18 protein-coding genes are annotated in these 14428 nt (G+C 68.2%); 8 read left to right on the top strand and 10 right to left on the bottom strand.

Features of this window, described 5'->3' with window-relative positions; translation table 11 throughout:
* The first annotated feature begins 48 nt into the window (after window positions 1-48).
* Window positions 49-996, top strand: coding sequence for a phosphotransferase (locus AB0L70_RS38730; RefSeq protein WP_363691876.1), 948 nt, complete (start codon window positions 49-51; stop codon window positions 994-996).
* Here AB0L70_RS38730 and AB0L70_RS38725 read toward each other — a convergent pair.
* The gene (locus AB0L70_RS38725; RefSeq protein WP_363691875.1) at window positions 980-2203 is read right to left on the bottom strand and encodes a vanadium-dependent haloperoxidase; all 1224 of its coding nucleotides are present in this window, start codon (window positions 2201-2203) and stop codon (window positions 980-982) included. The genes AB0L70_RS38730 and AB0L70_RS38725 overlap by 17 nt on opposite strands.
* Before the next feature lie 129 nt (window positions 2204-2332).
* Between AB0L70_RS38725 and AB0L70_RS38720 the strand changes: the two genes are divergently transcribed.
* Window positions 2333-3064, top strand: a complete 732-nt coding sequence (locus tag AB0L70_RS38720) for a LuxR C-terminal-related transcriptional regulator (RefSeq protein WP_363691874.1) — start codon at window positions 2333-2335, stop codon at window positions 3062-3064.
* On the opposite strand, the gene AB0L70_RS38715 is transcribed toward AB0L70_RS38720, so the two are convergent.
* Together AB0L70_RS38715 and AB0L70_RS38710 are read right to left on the bottom strand one after the other, a co-directional pair.
* On the bottom strand, window positions 3061-3795 hold the full coding sequence (locus AB0L70_RS38715; RefSeq protein WP_363691873.1) for a hypothetical protein: 735 nt from the start codon (window positions 3793-3795) through the stop codon (window positions 3061-3063). The two genes, AB0L70_RS38720 and AB0L70_RS38715, sit on opposite strands and share 4 nt — an antisense overlap.
* 10 nt (window positions 3796-3805) lie before the next feature.
* Window positions 3806-4585 (bottom strand): helix-turn-helix domain-containing protein, encoded by a 780-nt coding sequence (locus tag AB0L70_RS38710; protein ID WP_363691872.1) that lies wholly within the window; start codon window positions 4583-4585, stop codon window positions 3806-3808.
* Between the two features lie 102 nt (window positions 4586-4687).
* Here AB0L70_RS38710 and AB0L70_RS38705 point away from each other — a divergent pair, with 102 nt between their 5' ends.
* Together AB0L70_RS38705 and AB0L70_RS38700 are read left to right on the top strand one after the other, a co-directional pair.
* Entirely contained in the window at window positions 4688-5548 is an 861-nt protein-coding gene (locus AB0L70_RS38705; protein WP_363691871.1) for a phytanoyl-CoA dioxygenase family protein, read from the top strand.
* Entirely contained in the window at window positions 5545-5841 is a 297-nt protein-coding gene (locus AB0L70_RS38700; protein ID WP_363691870.1) for a hypothetical protein, read from the top strand. Before AB0L70_RS38705 ends, AB0L70_RS38700 begins: the two co-directional genes overlap by 4 nt.
* A gap of 46 nt (window positions 5842-5887) precedes the next feature.
* Here the strand turns inward: AB0L70_RS38700 and AB0L70_RS38695 are convergent, their stop codons facing one another.
* Together AB0L70_RS38695 and AB0L70_RS38690 are read right to left on the bottom strand one after the other, a co-directional pair.
* On the bottom strand, window positions 5888-6904 hold the full coding sequence (locus tag AB0L70_RS38695) for a lactonase family protein (RefSeq protein ID WP_363691869.1): 1017 nt from the start codon (window positions 6902-6904) through the stop codon (window positions 5888-5890).
* Window positions 6905-6922: 18 nt separating this feature from the next.
* Window positions 6923-7456, bottom strand: a complete 534-nt coding sequence (locus AB0L70_RS38690) for a GNAT family N-acetyltransferase (RefSeq protein WP_363691868.1) — start codon at window positions 7454-7456, stop codon at window positions 6923-6925.
* Between the two features lie 18 nt (window positions 7457-7474).
* On the opposite strand from AB0L70_RS38690, the gene AB0L70_RS38685 reads away from it, so the two are divergent.
* From AB0L70_RS38685 to AB0L70_RS38675, 3 genes are read left to right on the top strand one after another with little or no spacing between them, the layout of a single operon-like run.
* Window positions 7475-8341: an arylamine N-acetyltransferase gene (locus AB0L70_RS38685; protein ID WP_363691867.1), complete on the top strand. Its 867-nt coding sequence runs from the start codon at window positions 7475-7477 to the stop codon at window positions 8339-8341.
* A 46-nt stretch (window positions 8342-8387) separates the two neighbouring features.
* Window positions 8388-9488 (top strand): hypothetical protein, encoded by a 1101-nt coding sequence (locus AB0L70_RS38680; RefSeq protein WP_363691866.1) that lies wholly within the window; start codon window positions 8388-8390, stop codon window positions 9486-9488.
* On the top strand, window positions 9489-10013 hold the full coding sequence (locus AB0L70_RS38675) for a YciI family protein (RefSeq protein ID WP_363691865.1): 525 nt from the start codon (window positions 9489-9491) through the stop codon (window positions 10011-10013).
* On the opposite strand, the gene AB0L70_RS38670 is transcribed toward AB0L70_RS38675, so the two are convergent.
* Window positions 10010-10696 carry an alpha/beta fold hydrolase gene (locus AB0L70_RS38670; RefSeq protein WP_363691864.1) on the bottom strand — a complete coding sequence of 229 codons (687 nt, stop codon included), beginning with the start codon at window positions 10694-10696 and terminating at the stop codon, window positions 10010-10012. The two genes, AB0L70_RS38675 and AB0L70_RS38670, sit on opposite strands and share 4 nt — an antisense overlap.
* Window positions 10696-11121, bottom strand: coding sequence for a MarR family transcriptional regulator (locus AB0L70_RS38665; RefSeq protein ID WP_363691863.1), 426 nt, complete (start codon window positions 11119-11121; stop codon window positions 10696-10698). The genes AB0L70_RS38670 and AB0L70_RS38665 overlap by 1 nt, the downstream gene beginning before the upstream one ends.
* Window positions 11122-11212: 91 nt before the next feature.
* Here AB0L70_RS38665 and AB0L70_RS38660 point away from each other — a divergent pair, with 91 nt between their 5' ends.
* Complete coding sequence (locus tag AB0L70_RS38660; RefSeq protein WP_363691862.1) at window positions 11213-12094, top strand: LLM class flavin-dependent oxidoreductase; 882 nt, start codon at window positions 11213-11215, stop codon at window positions 12092-12094.
* Here AB0L70_RS38660 and AB0L70_RS38655 read toward each other — a convergent pair.
* From AB0L70_RS38655 to AB0L70_RS38645, 3 genes are all read right to left on the bottom strand, one after another.
* Window positions 12087-12971, bottom strand: coding sequence for an oxidoreductase (locus AB0L70_RS38655; protein ID WP_363691861.1), 885 nt, complete (start codon window positions 12969-12971; stop codon window positions 12087-12089). The two genes, AB0L70_RS38660 and AB0L70_RS38655, sit on opposite strands and share 8 nt — an antisense overlap.
* Window positions 12968-13651 (bottom strand): RraA family protein, encoded by a 684-nt coding sequence (locus AB0L70_RS38650; RefSeq protein ID WP_363691860.1) that lies wholly within the window; start codon window positions 13649-13651, stop codon window positions 12968-12970. Before AB0L70_RS38650 ends, AB0L70_RS38655 begins: the two co-directional genes overlap by 4 nt.
* Window positions 13652-13723: 72 nt before the next feature.
* Window positions 13724-14257 (bottom strand): AAA family ATPase, encoded by a 534-nt coding sequence (locus AB0L70_RS38645; protein WP_363691859.1) that lies wholly within the window; start codon window positions 14255-14257, stop codon window positions 13724-13726.
* Window positions 14258-14428: the final 171 nt, after the last annotated feature.

The following is a 14428-nucleotide window of genomic DNA, read 5'->3' as shown; positions in this document are numbered from 1 at the left end:
TCAATACCCAGTCGCGCGGCTCGGCGTTGAGCGGGCATGCTGGCGGGTGTGGGTGAGACGTTGATGCGGCGGCGGTTGGTTGAGGACTTCGGGCTGGATGTGGTGGAGCTCTCACCGGTCGCGCACGGGGCTGATCTGGCCGCGCAGGTGTGGAAGGCGAGTACGGCGACCAATACGTACGCCGTGAAGTGGAGCGGCGCCGGCTCCAACACCGGGCATCAGGTGGCGGCGTACCTGGCCGACATCGGCCTCGGTGGGGTCCCGGAGCTGATCCGGACCGTCGAGGGCGGGCTCTGGACGTTCCACGGGAAGAAGAAGCGGCTCACGGTCACTCCGTGGATCGACGGCGTACGCGCGGCCGACACCGGACTCACGATCGAGCAGTGGGCGCAGTACGGCGTACTCCTCCGGCGCGTGCACGACTCGGAGCCCCCGCACCGGCTCCGGGACGCGCTCCCGAAGCACAGCCTGATCGACGCGCGGGTCCCGGCGATCGCCGAGAAGCTACAGGCGCGACTCACCACCCAGGCGCCTGAGGACGAGCTCGAGGAGGAGCTGGTCGCGGTCTGGAAGCAGTACGACGACACCATCACCAACCTGCTCACCGCCCGCCCACCGGAGCCGACCGGCCCCCGAGTCGTCTGTCACGCCGACCCCCACCTCGGCAACGTCCTCGTAGACAACCAGCTACACCTCATCGACTGGGACGACGTGATCCTCGCCCCGCGCGAACAGGACCTGATGTTCATGCTCGGCGGCATGGGCGACGTCGGCCCCACCACGTCCACCGAGACCGACGCCTTCCTCACGGGCTACGGCCCCCACCCGATCGACCACGAGGCCGTCCACTACTACCGCCACGTCCGTGCCTACGAGGACGTCATCACCTGGTCCGACCAGGTCATCACCGGCCCCGACAACGCTGAAGCCCTGGACATCGTCAAAGGCATCCTCGAACATGGACTCGCACACCTGGCGGTCAGTGCCGGGCAGTGATCCAGCCAGCGACCTGAGTTCCCAGGACCTCGCCGTCCAGCATCGAATGGCGGAAGTGCAGGCCGGACAGGATCCGTGCCTCTCGCACATCACTCCGTACGGCGGCCAGGTTCGTATACGCGCGAGTCGTCCCGGTGACCTGACTACTGATGGTCAGCGGCACCTCAGCAGTATGGAAGAACGCCTTCAACGCCCCGGTCGCCCCAGCGGTGAAGCAGGCATGGCCGGACGGATACTCCGGATGGTTGACGTTCAGCAGGGGCTGCCATGTCGGGTCGACCGGTGTGCGCGGGTTCCCGTCAGCCCGCTGGATCGCATGCACCGGCCGCCAGGACAGGTAGTGGAACTTGGCATCCCAGCAAGCGATCACAGCATCCCCAGCGGACACGTGCGCCAGTGCAAGCATCTGCGCCGCCCCGGACAGTGACAGGTGCCGGTCGGCCGCCAATTGCAGGAACACCCGACTCCACTGCTGTGCGGTCTGCTCCGCCCAGAACCGTGCAGTCTCCGTCTGCTGGGCAGTCCGCGTCGTACTGTCCACCCGGCCAACAGACGCGACCTCAGCGACGTCCCGGGCATAACGCTTGCTGGTCAGCGGATCAGGTCCGTCCGGCCGGAACTGCGCCCGGTACCGCAGCGCCAGCGGCCGGACCTGCGTGAGCACGATGTCCACGGGTGGCGTCGGCAGTGTCGGCTCCCACACCCCCGGACCAGGCGGCTTCTGGACATAAGGCACCACGTTGTCCAAACCGTCCCCCGCACGCCAGGCCAGTACGGCGACAGCAACAGACCGCCCCAACGCGATCCCACGCGCCTTCGCGCGACCGTCCGGCACCCCAGCCAGGTAGTCGGCGTACGTCCCCTCCAGCCCCGAAGCCGGCACCCGCGCCTTCAGTACGTCGTACGCCGCAGTTGCGACCGCAGCCGACGCCGAAGCATGCCGATCAGGACGTACGGCGAAATGGAACGGCCGGCCATATCCCAAACCAGCGACCGTGTCCGCGATCGCGATGTGCACGATCCCCAGCAACACCTCGGAACTGGCCGGGGGACGCCCGGCCACGATCGCCTGCGTTGCGTACCGGCTCCAATCAAGCACCGGCGCGGCGGACACCGGCCCGGACGCAGCAGCGGGCGACCAACCGGCCGCCGTGAGTACCAGAGCGAAGGCAGCCGTCAGCGCCGGCCACCGGATCAGCGATCTCATCAGTGGGTTCCCCTCCCGAAAGGACTCTCACCACCCTGGCCAGCCTCCAACAAGGACTGCCATACGTAGTTCGACGTATGGGCGGGACGTCGTTCCGGGCATAGCCTGACGGCGGGGAGGAGTAGCGCGATGGTGGAGCAGTTGACGGTCACCGAACGCGATCTGCGCACGATGCTCGACGTCATCGAGCGCGGCCGGGAGGCGGATCCCGAGGAGGTGTTCCCGCGCGATCTCCTGCGCGGGCTGGCCGAGCTGATCCCCGCCGAGGACATCACCTTCCAGGTGAGCCGGCCGTTCGACCGGGAGTTGGTCGCCGTCGAGGAGGTGGCCGTCCAGCAGTGGGAGTTCGACACCGGTTGGGACGACGAGTTCTGGCGGTCCTACTGGGCCGACGAAGTGTGCAGCCGGCCGCAACGCACCGGCGACTACACCTCCGTCTGGAAGCTGTCCGACTACCAGCGTCAGCCGGCCAACGATTGGGCACCGGTCGACATCCGCCACGAAATCATCGTGCCGTTCCCGGCCCGTGGTGCCGAGGATCGCCGGCTGCTGCTGTTCCGGTGGACCGGACCTGATTTCAGCGAGCGCGAGAGACTATTGCTGGAGCTGCTCCGGCCGCACCTGATCGAAGTGCATCGCGAACACGAGCGCCGCCGGGCCGGCATCCCCGACCTCACCATTCGGCAGTTGCAGCTACTCCGCCTGGTCGCCGACGGACACAGCAACACCCAGATCGCGCACCGGCTATTCGTTGCCGAGGGCACCGTTCGTAAGCATCTGGAGAATATCTACGACCGCCTCGGCGTCACCAGCCGTACCGCGGCCGTCGCGACCATGTTCCGCCGTACACACTCCGGCTAGGCGTGCCGCATCCACACGTTCGGCTCGACGTAGATGCCGTGGTCGGCTGAACGGTCGATGCTCAGGGTCGTCAGGCCGGCGGGGATGGTGTAGGTGCCGGAGGAGGGGAACTGCATGTCGGTCCACTTCTCCCACTCGGCGACCGTGCCCGTCATGGTCTGGGAGGCGGTAGCAGGCGCCAGTATCTGAGCGCCCAGACGGACGTGAGTGCGCAGCCACGGATCGAGGGGCAGGCCGTCGGGTCGCGACCACGTCATGAAGGTCTCGATCGGAGTCAGCGGGTAGCGCGACTTCAACGTAGGCCGGACCGGCGCGATCACCTGCGGCAGTCCGCTCTCGACCGCGCGGTCCCGGACCGCGGTGATGACCCGGCTCGAGTGCCCCTGCCCCTGCTCGTCGGACCGTACGGCGGCAGCCATCAGCACCCAGGTGTTCGGTACGACGCCTTCCTCGTACGACGTGACCGACCGCGCGAGCGTGTCCGTGAACCCGCCCGGCAGATCCTCGACCGTCCCGTCCCAGGCGATCGGCACCCCCCAGCACCCCGCGATCAGCCGATGGTCGGAGGAGACCAGGTAGAACTCCCACTCCGGGAAGTACTCCAGCCGCCGGTCGCGATACTTCTTCACCTCGACGTCGTGGAAGATGAACTCCGGCCAGTCCTCGACGAACCGCTGCTCCGCCTCTTCGTCGTACTGCGGGCCGTCAGCGACCGGGATCAGTTCATACATGCCAGGCACGCTAGTCCGCGGCCGGGCCACCGGCCACCGCATCGCGGATCACCCGCGGCGAACCGCCCAGCTCGCGGCGGCAGGTCTTGTTGAACGCCTGCAGGTCGGGGATCCCGACCGACGCGGCGACCGCGGGGATGGACAGGGTGGAGGCAACGAGGAGGTGGCGTGCCCGCATCATCCGGCGGGCCCGGAGGTAGGCGATGACGGTCTGGCCGGTCTCCGCGTGGAAGAGGCGGGTCAGGTGGTTGTGCGACACCCCGGCGACCCGGGCCAGGGCCGGGATCGTCAACGGCTGGGCGAGGTTGGCCTCGATGTAGGCGATCGCGGTCGCCACCGCCGGGTGGCCGGTCTCGGGCGTGGCGGCGGTCAGGTCGACGATCCGCCAGAGCGCGGTCCAGATCTCGGCCGTCACCCGCGCGGACCCCGACGGCGACGCCTCGAGCGCCGACCGCAGCAAACCAGACAGTACGGGCGCAGCCGCCCCAGCATCCTGTACGACGGGGACGGACGACGGCTCGCCCGTGACGCGGGGCCGGAAGTGGGCGTACAGGTGCTCGGACCGGCCGCGATAGTCGAACTGAACCTGCGCTCCGGCCGGCGTCAGCGACACGTACCCCGGCGCGACGGAGTACGTCGTACCGAACAGGGTGAGGTCGGCCGAGTAGTTGTAAAGGTGCAGCTGCCACAGGTCCGGCAGCTGGAAGACGTCGCGCAACCGGCGAACGCCGTGGATGCCGGCGCCGACGTTCACCACCTCGGGCGGCTGCGCCAGGTGCAACGCGATCATGGTGAGAAATTACCACTAGTGGTGATCACAGCCAACGCATTCCAACGTGGCAGGAATCTAGCCTGGAGGAGTAGTAACCACTATCCCCCGAGAGGGAGACTCATGCCGCATCCGCATCGCAAGAACCTGCTCACCTCGGTTCAGATGGCGCATTTCGTCGCCACCGGGTCGTTCCGGATGGACGCCGTCGTACCCGACGAGATGAACCAGCAGGCGATCGAGGTCCTCAAGGCCGGCATCCCGGGCGTCCCGTACGGGACGCCGCTGTCGGAGGCGTTCGAGGGCAGCGAGTTCGTCCAGCGCCTGGTGCAACTGCCCGAGGTCGCCGGCGCGATCCACAGCCTGGTCGGTCCCGACCCGACCGTCGACCACCACGCGGTGCACATCCGCAAGGCCAACGAGGGTGAGGCGCAGAACCTGCACGGCGACGCGATCATCGACGTACGGCCGGATGCGTTCGACGTCCAGCTGATGTACTACCCGCAGGACGTGACGCTGGAGATGGGCGGCACGCTGAGCGTGCCCGGCAGCCACCTGCGCAAGACCAACGAGTCCGACACCGGCCGGTACCAGAACCTGCTCGGCCAGACCCGGCTGGTCTGCCCGGCCGGCACGGTCCAGCTGCTGCACCACGGCATCTGGCACGGCGGCCGCAAGAACGACAGCGAAATCGACCGCTACATGTTCAAGATCCGGTTCAACCCGACCGTGCGTCAGGTCCGGCTCTGGAACCTCGAGGACCTGTACGACGACGAGGTAGCGCGTGAGCTCGACCAGTCGTTCCCCTGGTACGAGAACGCCACCGGCCGGCTGGAGAAGTACAACCGGATCAAGCTGTGGCAGGCCCTGACCGGCGACGACACCTACGACCCGGAGTTCTGGGTCACCCGGGTCTCGAACCGCCCGCAGCGCGTCGTCGCCCAGCGCAGCCTCAACCCGCACGCGAAGAAGGAGATCCGATGACCGCCGCCGCTGAGGCTCCCCAGCAGACGACTGTCCGGCAGAAGGTGCTGGTCCTGTACCTGGCTTCGTCCGCGCTCGACGCCCGCGTCGTCGGCTGGTCGACGTACGACGGGACCGGCGAGACGCACCCGACCACGGGGGACAGCGACGAGCCGCCGTACGCGACCGGGCTGGATGCGTTGAAGGACGGTTGGCGGTTGTTCCAGGCCGCGCAGCTGCTGCCGCCGCAGCCGGGGCACGAGTACGACACGTCGTTCCTCAAGCACGAGTTCTTCTTCGAGAAGCTCGTCTGAACTGAGAGAGAGCCCCGGCCCAACAGGGCCGGGGCTCTCGCATGTCTCAGACCGGCAGGACGCAGGTCGGCTTCGGCCAGCTGACCGACTCGCCGTCCTGGGTCAGCGTCCCGTCCGCGCTGACGGTGAACGGCGTGATCAGGTCGGACTGTTCGTTGCTCGCGTACACCCGGCTGCCGTCGTTGCTGAAGGCAAGGTGTCGCGGCCAGTTGCCGCCGGAGCCGATCGTCTGCACCAGCTCGACGCTTAGGCCGTCCGCGGCCGTCGCGAATACCGCGATCGTGTTGTCGCCACGGTTCGAGCCGTACAAGAATCGGCCGTCGGCGGCGATCAGCAGCTCGGCCGGGAAGTTCTCACCGGGGGAGTCGGCCGGCCGGGTCGACACGGTCTGCACCACCTGCAGCTTGCCGTCCGCGTACCCGCAGACGCACAGCGTCGAGTCGAGCTCGTTGATCACGTACGCCGCAGCCGCGGTCGGGTGGAACACCATGTGCCGCGGACCGGCGCCCGGGTGGATGTGCAGCCGGTCGACCTCCTCCAACTGCCCGTTCGCGGTCAGCGTCGAAGAGTAGACCGTGTCGGAGCCGAGGTCGATGTCGAACACGTACGCGCCGGCCGGGTCGAACGCGATCTGGTGCGCGTGCGGGCCCTCCTGGCGATCGGCATTCGGGCCGGTCCCGGAGCGCTGCAGGAACTGGCTCGCCTCACCGAGCGATCCGTCGTCCTGGATCGGGTGAATCGCGACCGATCCCGAGGTGTAGTTGGCGGACAGCAGGTAGCGACCGGACGGGTCGATGTCCAGGTGGCACGGGTGTACCCCGCCGGTCGGCTGCTTGTTGAGCAGCTCCAGCCCGCCGTCCGCCTGGATCGCGAACGCCGTGACCTTCCCGTCGTCCTCCTCGTCGGTCGCGTAGAGGAACCGCCCGTCCGCAGACCTGACCAGGAACGACGGGTCCGCCAGCGTCGCCGCCAGTACGACGCCGTCCAGCGAACCGAACCCGATCCCGTCCCCGCCACCCGACTGGCTCGTGTAGCCCCCGACATAGATCCGCTCAGAAGTCATGGGGCCTACCCTGCCAGGTCACTGGCCGACGGGCACCTGCCTGTCCATCCCGTAGAGCGCGGAGCCCCAGCCCAGATCGGCGACCAACATCTGCCAACCCAGCCGCCGATACAGCCGCGGCGCCGGTCGGTCGTCGGCCCACGTGGTGAGCAGAGCCTTCTGGTTCGACAGGCCCGTCATCAACTCCGTCATCAACGCCTGCCCCAACCCCTGGCGCTGCGCGTCGACCGCTACCGCAAGATGCACGACCTCGAAGTGACCGCCGATCCATTCATCGGCCAGTTCCGGGCCGATCGCGGCCGCGACCCGGTCCGGCCACCACTGCCCGCGCTGCCCGGTGAACCCGTACGCGAACCCGACGATCCGCTCGCCCGACCGGGCCGCGACGAGCTTGAAGTCGTCTCGCGCGGCGTGCGTCGGCAGTCGCTCGGTGGCGAACTCCTCGACGCCTGCGTCCTCGTCGTACCCGGGCGCACTGTAAGCGGAGTGGAAGACCTCACCCAGCGGATAGGCGACCTCAAGCGCTCGGGTCCGATCAAGTACGTCGATCACCTCACCTAGCCTAAGCGGATGGACACTGAGGCGTTCCTGCGGCGGATCGGCGTGAACGAGTACGATGGTCCGCCTCGGCTGGAGGCGTTGTCCCGGTTGCACGCGGCGTTCGTCGACCAGATCCCGTACGAGTCCGTGCAGTTCCAGCTGGAGCCGGGCAAGCCGCTGGACCTGGAGGAGACGGCGAAGCGGATCATCGCCCGCGAGATCGGTGGGTACTGCTTCCAGCTGAACGGGACCTTCGCGCTCCTGCTCACCGAGCTGGGCTACCAGGTCAAGATGCATCGAGGTGGCGCGGAGACGCCGACTCGTCCCGGCGATGTCGACGCCAGCCATCTCGTCCTCACGGTCAGTGGACTCGTCGACGATCCGGATCGCGTCTGGCTGGTCGACGGCGGTCTCGGCGAGGCGCTGCTGCGACCGCTGCCGCTGGAAGAGGGCAGCAGTGACTACCAGGAGCCGTTCGAACTCCGGTTGCGCCGGTCCGAGAAGGTCGACGGCTGGCGGATGGACCACGATCCGCGCGCCAACCTGATCGGCATGGACTTCGAGTCCGCTGCGGTCGGCCTGGACGCGTTCGCCACCCAGCACGCGAACCTCTCGACCAACCCGGACTCCCCGTTCCGCCGATTGGCCTCGGTGTTCCGCCGCAAGCCGACGTCGGCCGCCGTACTGCGTTCCGTCGGCCTGACCGAGACGTACGCCGATCGCATCGACAACTCGATCATCGAGAACCCGGCCGACTACTTCGCCCTCCTCGCGGACGTCTTCTACCTCCCGCTTCCGCATCTCGACACCCGTCAGCGCGACGAGTTGTGGCGCCGTGTGTGGTCGCAGTACGAGGACTTCCTCGCGAAAACCAGCGGGGGAATAGGCTCGGCATGACGCGCGGTTGGCTAATGATTGACCTGGTTCGTGATCGAGGAGAGCGATGAAACCCACCGAGTTCGTGACGGTGAACGGGCAGTTCTGGGCGGAGCACCTGAAGGGTGTGGCCGAGCATCTGCCGGCGAGTCATGGGCGGGAGCTGCCAGGCCCGTTGCTGTATCCGCGGCTGATGGTGCTGACCGAGACCCCGGACTGGAACATCCTCGAGCTCGTCGGCGTGAGCCGTGAGTACCGGTCGCTGGAGGTGCGCCGGCAGAAGGTGCGCTCGGTGGAGGAGTACTTCGGACTCGGCGAGGGCCCGGCCGTGGTCGACCTGCCGGGGCAGAACCTGTTCAAGGACGCGACGATCGCGACCGAGGCCGGCCGGCATGAGCTCGACGGCCGCTTCCCGACCGCGGCGAAGCTGATCGGCGAGGAGTACGTCGGTCCGGGCGACCAGTTGCTGGCGTTCGCACCGGGGAACTACTCGACCTTCGAGCGCACCCTGCTCGTGCACACGGCGAACGACTCGACCCGCTTGCACTGGACGTTCTTCGCGATCGCGATCCACCGCTCGGAGCCCGCGGACAAGTACCTGGACTTCCTCCGGACCTACAACAACGCCAGGCCGCACCTCGACCCGATCGGCACCCTGAGCGTGCCGGCGCCGGATCTGAAGGGCGCGCCGTTCGCCAGCACGTACCTCGCGCACGGTCTGCAGGACTCGACCGTCGACCAGTTCCTGGACGCGAACGAGAGCATCCTGCTGTCCGCCTTCGACGCGACCCGGCTGGTCCGGCAGCCCGACCTGGGCGACCTGCAGCCCGACTTCATCCTGGAGCGCGCGGACGGCAGCCACATCGTCGGCCAGCTCGGTCTCCCGGTCGCCGACACCAGCAACGGCAAGAAGCGCCGCCGCGCCTTCCGCTCCACGGTCGCCGAGGGCTCGGTCCAGCTGGCCAAGTACGCCGAGTACTTCGACAACGCGGACAACCGAGCCGCGGCCCAGTCGAAGTACGACGTGGACGTCACCGCTCCTCGCAAGCTCCTGATCATTCCGTCCCAGGAGCTCGTCCCGGCAGCCGACCTGGCGGGAGCCGGAGCCGGCGTGGAGGTCGTCGACTACGACACGATCCTCCGCCTCCACATCGCCGCGAGCGCCTGAGTGGTGGAGTACTTCGTCTACGGACGGGACCGGGCCGGCAGCGGCGACCTCAAGGGCGAGCTGACCCCGGAGCACTGGGCGTTCATGGACGAGTACGCCGGTGCCCTGATCGCCCGCGGCCCGACCGTGACCGAGGACCGGGAGGAGTCGACCGGCAGCGTGCACATCGTCGACCTCCCGGACCTCGATGCGGCCCGCTCATTCGCGTACGACGAGACCTACTACCAAGGCGGCGTCTTCGAGGACGTCCTGCTCTGCCGCTTCATCAAGCATCTGGGCACCACGATGTGGGACTTCGCCGACGCCGAGGAGAGCTACGGCCGCTACCTCGTCCTCACCAAGGACGCCCCACGGCCGCTCAGCTCAAAGCACCTGATCATGTACGGCGACCTGCGCAGCCTCGACGATGACACGCACGTAGGCCGAGCGGCCCTCGTCGAAGCACCGGATGCTGCGGCGGCCGCCGTACTCACAGAGGCAGCCGAGACCGACGTCCACCCCTGGGAGTTCGGCGGCAGGCGCTAGCCCTCGTCATTGTGTAAGTAGGCGGCTATCTCCTGGGTGACCCGTCGGCCACTGTCGGACGAGTCACCCAGGGAGCTGGCCGAGTGATCCAGTCCCTCGTACTCCAGGTAGGTGAAGCCGATGCCCTTGAGCACCGGCCGGAGCCGCCGCATCCGGGTGATCGCTGGGTCGGCAGTTCCGACGTACGCGATCTTGGTGCCGGCGAAGCACCTGAGCTGGTGGTGCCAGTCGTACGTGCGATAGCTGCGCCAGAACTCCAACGGGGGCTTCGGTAGCCGTGGCTCCCGCTCGAGTCGGCGCATCTCGCCGTCGGACGGGAAGCCGATCGGGGCGAAGCCGCCCATCACGAGCGCGGTCGCGCGGCCGGTCGAGGTAGCCGCGATCGCGGCCATCGCGGCGGTCTGCGAGAACCCCCAGACGGCGAACTGGTCGATACCTTCGTGGTCGAGCACGGTCAGGACCTGTTCGCAGATGCTTCCGAACGCGTAGTTGAGCGGCCGATCGCTGGCGCCGAAGCCGACCGGATGCACCTGCAGCACGCGGAACCGATCGGCCAGTTGCCCGGCGGCCTGGAAGTCGAGGGGACGGCGGTTGTTCTTCAGCAGCACGAGGGCAGGTCCGTCGCCCTGCACCCGATAGGCGATGCGGGAGCCCTGCAGTTCGACGTACCGGCGGGGTTGCATCAGGCCCGGCTGAGGATTGTTTGCAGCGTGGTGACGAGGGTCCGGCGGGTGGAGACGGTGAGGTCCGAGGTGAGGGCCTCGATGCGGTCGACGACGGCGTTGTGCGCGTCGTGGGCGAGGGCGCGGCCGGCCGGGGTGAGTTCGATGTGGCAGGCCCGGCGGTCGGCCGGGTTCGCGATCCGGGCGACCAGTTCGCGGCGTTCGAGCCGGTCGACCATGCTGGTCAGGCTGGAGCGCTCGATGCTCAGGATCCGGCTGAGCTCGGTCATGCCGAGCGGGCCGCCGAGCAGGACACACAGCAGATGCGCCTGCTGCGGGGTGAGGCCGAGCGGACGGCTGGTCTCGGCGTGCAGATCCTGTAGGAGGTGCATCGCCTGGACCAGAGCGCTCGCCAGCTCCTGATCCTGTGCTGTCGTCGTCGCCATCTCCCCATGGTAGTCCGGCCACCGAATAGTTCGAAGGACAAATAGTTCGTAGTGCTACTATTTAGGTCTACGAACTATCTGGGAGACCACCATGACTGTGAAGTTCGGATACGGATCGCCGGACCAGCTCCGTGACGTGGACGCCATCCTGCGGCTGGCCGAGCAGGCCGACCGGGACGGGCTGGACCACGTCAGCCTGTCGGACCACCCGTACGTCGCCGACCTGCTGGAGGGGTACGCCGCGATCGGCTTCCTCCTCGGCCGGACCGAGCGGCTGTCGGCCTTCGTCAACGTGACGAACCTGCCGCTGCGTCCGGCCCCGCTGCTCGCCCGGACGGCGTCCGCCCTGTCGGCGTTGTCCGGTGGGCGATTCGTCCTCGGGCTCGGTGCCGGTGGTGCGATGGACCGCATCACCACGATGGGAGTCCCCGAGCAGCGCCCGGCCGATCAGGTCGAGTCTTTCGAGGAAGCCATGCAGTTGGTCCGCGCGATGTCCGACGGCCGTCCGGCACCGACCAAGCACTACCCGATCGGCGCGCTGAAGGCGGCTCGCGTCGCCGCGCCGTTGATCTGGACCGGCTCGAACGGACCGAAGTCGCTCGCTGCGACCGGTCGGCAGGCGGACGGCTGGATCCCCGGCCGGGCCGCGGACTGGTTGAGTGAGCGCTACCGCTGGTCCCGCCCGATCATCGACGAGGCCGCGCTCGCGGTCGGCCGCAAACCCTCCGACGTCGCCACCATCTACAACTTCCCGGGCGAGCTGACGGCAACGCCCGTACGGCGTACTCGCGACGACGAGGGTCGCTGGATCGGCGGCTCCCCGGCCCAATGGGTCGAGGAGCTCACCGACGGGATCCTCAACCACGGTGCCGCCGGGTTCACGCTGTTCCCGCGCGGCGCGGATCCGTACGACGTGCAGCTGTCCCGCTGGTCCCAGGAGGTGGTCCCAGCGGTCCGCAGCGCAATCAGTTGAGGGCTGCCAGTTCCTCGGGGGACAGCTCCAGAGCGGCGGCGGCGATGTTCTCCTCGACGTGATCGGGGTTGCCGGTGCCGGGGATGCCGAGCACGTTCGGGCTGCGATGCAGCGTCCAGGCGAGCCGCACCTGGGCCGGCGTGACGCCGTGCGCGGTCGCGATCGCCTGGACGGCGTCGGAGTGGTCGGGCGCCGCGCCGCCTTCCCGGGACTCCCCGGCGATCGCGAAGAACGGCACGTACGCGATGCCGCGTTCCGCCAGCGAGCTGATCAACGGGTCCTCGTCCCGGCGCAGGTCGATGGCGTAGCTGTTCTGCACGCAGACGATCGGAGCGATCTCGAGCGCCTCGTCGACGTGGTCGGCCCGCACGTTCGACACCCCGAGCTGGCGGATCAGTCCTTTGTCACGCAGGTCCGCGAGCCAGCTGAAGCGTTCGGCGATCGAGTCTTCGCCCGGCTTCTTCATGATGCGCAGGTTGACCACGTCGAGGCAGTCGAGGCCGAGCTGACGCAGGTTCGTCTCCACCTGGGTCCGCAGCTCGGCCGCGGTCTTCGCGTTGTAGAAGCCGCGCTCGGGATCCTCGCCCGGCCCGACCTTGGTCGTGATGACCAGCTTATCCGGGTACGGCGCCAACGCCTCGCGGATCAGCTCGTTGGCGAACCGCTTCGGCCCCTCCCCGACACCGAGCGTCCCACCGGGTGACGCGTAGAACGCCGCCGTGTCGATGTGGTTCACACCGAGCTCGACCGCGCGTCGCAACACCTGGATCGCCACTGAGCGATCGGGGTTCGCGGTGGTCCGCATCGCGCCGAAGCCCATCCGGTTGACGGTGACGTCGCCCAGTTTCCACGTACCCGCCGCACTCGCGTCGCTCATTCTTCGATCGCACCCTTCACCGCTCGGAGATGTTGGCGGAACGTCAACGTCGGATCGGCGGCTCGCGCGGTCAGGAACTCCGCGAACCGCACCTGCTGCCGCAGCGAGCGGCCGGCCCGGATCTCGTCCGCCTGCCGGTGCTCGGTGTCACGGATGGATTCGGCCAGCGTGAGCAACTCGTCGACCCGGTCGGCCGGGACGAAGATCACACCGTCCTCATCCGCGAACACGACGTCGTCGCGGGTCACCGTCCAGTCGCCGATCGTTGCCGTGGACAACGCATCGGCGGGTTGCGGGTCGAGCCGGAGCGGACCGGTCGGCAGGGCGCCGAGGCTGAACACAGGCAGCCCGATCGCCGTGATGTCGACCGTGTCGCGATGCAGACCCCAGATCACGATGCCGGCGACGCCGGCCGCTTGGGCCTCCAGGGCCGCCATGTCGCCGACGCACGCCTCGTCGCGCCGGCCGCCGTTGTCCACCACGAGTACGTCGCCCGGCTCTGCGGACTCGAACGCCTCCAGGAACACGTCGACACTGCCGACATGCTGAGCCGGCAGCACCCGCCCCGCGACCCGGCCGCCGTTCACAGCCGTCAACGACACCGTGCGTACCGGCACTCCAACCCGAACGCAAGCATCCGCCACATGCGCCGTCGTCAGGTCCTTGAACCGCTCCAGCATCCCCAGCCCCTCTCGATGACCAATGCTGTCGACCTTAGGGTCAGTGTCCAAAGATCGACGCTGGTTCCGACCTTAGGAGAGGAAGGCAAGGATCTCTTTCAGTGGGGGTTCGGTGGTGGTGTCGACGGTCATCGCGGGGACGGGGAGATCGACCGGCTGGAAGGCGTTGTGGGTTCGCATCCGCGCCTCGGCGCTGATCTGTGCGTCCTCGTGCGCGGACCGGTCGGAGCTCGCCGTACGGGTGTTGATCCGGGCGAGTGCGACCTCGGCCGGGACCGTGCAGTGCAGGATGCGGACGTCGGCCCGGTCGAGGAGTGGGGCCAGGCCCGGGTTCCACAGCCGGTCCTGGAAGGCGGCCTCGGCGACGACCGTCGTACCGCGGCCGATCAGCAGGCCGATCACGTCGAAGAACGTGGACAGCGTCCGCATCGTCAGCGGATCTCCCGGCCCGGGCACGAACCCGGGGGTGGCGTGCGCCATCCCTTCCTTGATCTCGTCCCGGCAGATCGCCGGGCATCCGATCGCGGCCGCGACGCGGTGCGCCAGAGTCGTCTTACCGGTTCCGGGCGGGCCGCTCACGACGACCAGGAGTGGTTTGGACTGCACCCGCCGCACCTTAGCGAGGCCGCCGTCCCGATCTCTACTGGAACGTAAAGCGTGCGTTAGGGCGTGTCTGATGGTCCAGCGCCTACTGCGCGGCACTCGGCACGGCGCCTCGGCGCACTGGAGCAAAGGCCACGATGGAAAAACATCGAGGCCTTCACTCCAGCTCGCAGA

Origin of the sequence: Kribbella sp. NPDC051952, assembly GCF_040680855.1 — a bacterium.
In the GTDB taxonomy this organism is placed as follows: domain Bacteria; phylum Actinomycetota; class Actinomycetes; order Propionibacteriales; family Kribbellaceae; genus Kribbella.
Note: the sequence above shows the minus strand (reverse complement) of the source record. Positions and strands in the feature narration are given on the sequence as shown.

Bases quoted from the DNA above. Each gene is read 5' to 3' on its own strand.
- AB0L70_RS38655 (WP_363691861.1), bottom strand. From the start codon at position 12,971: ATGAGCGACGCGAGTGCGGCGGGTACGTGGAAACTGGGCGACGTCACC.
- AB0L70_RS38680 (WP_363691866.1), top strand. From the start codon at position 8,388: ATGAAACCCACCGAGTTCGTGACGGTGAACGGGCAGTTCTGGGCGGAG.
- AB0L70_RS38685 (WP_363691867.1), top strand. From the start codon at position 7,475: ATGGACACTGAGGCGTTCCTGCGGCGGATCGGCGTGAACGAGTACGAT.
- AB0L70_RS38710 (WP_363691872.1), bottom strand. From the start codon at position 4,585: ATGATCGCGTTGCACCTGGCGCAGCCGCCCGAGGTGGTGAACGTCGGC.
- AB0L70_RS38695 (WP_363691869.1), bottom strand. From the start codon at position 6,904: ATGACTTCTGAGCGGATCTATGTCGGGGGCTACACGAGCCAGTCGGGT.
- AB0L70_RS38670 (WP_363691864.1), bottom strand. From the start codon at position 10,696: ATGCAACCCCGCCGGTACGTCGAACTGCAGGGCTCCCGCATCGCCTAT.
- AB0L70_RS38660 (WP_363691862.1), top strand. From the start codon at position 11,213: ATGACTGTGAAGTTCGGATACGGATCGCCGGACCAGCTCCGTGACGTG.
- AB0L70_RS38705 (WP_363691871.1), top strand. From the start codon at position 4,688: ATGCCGCATCCGCATCGCAAGAACCTGCTCACCTCGGTTCAGATGGCG.
- AB0L70_RS38720 (WP_363691874.1), top strand. From the start codon at position 2,333: ATGGTGGAGCAGTTGACGGTCACCGAACGCGATCTGCGCACGATGCTC.
- AB0L70_RS38725 (WP_363691875.1), bottom strand. From the start codon at position 2,203: ATGAGATCGCTGATCCGGTGGCCGGCGCTGACGGCTGCCTTCGCTCTG.
- AB0L70_RS38665 (WP_363691863.1), bottom strand. From the start codon at position 11,121: ATGGCGACGACGACAGCACAGGATCAGGAGCTGGCGAGCGCTCTGGTC.
- AB0L70_RS38700 (WP_363691870.1), top strand. From the start codon at position 5,545: ATGACCGCCGCCGCTGAGGCTCCCCAGCAGACGACTGTCCGGCAGAAG.
- AB0L70_RS38715 (WP_363691873.1), bottom strand. From the start codon at position 3,795: ATGTATGAACTGATCCCGGTCGCTGACGGCCCGCAGTACGACGAAGAG.
- AB0L70_RS38650 (WP_363691860.1), bottom strand. From the start codon at position 13,651: ATGCTGGAGCGGTTCAAGGACCTGACGACGGCGCATGTGGCGGATGCT.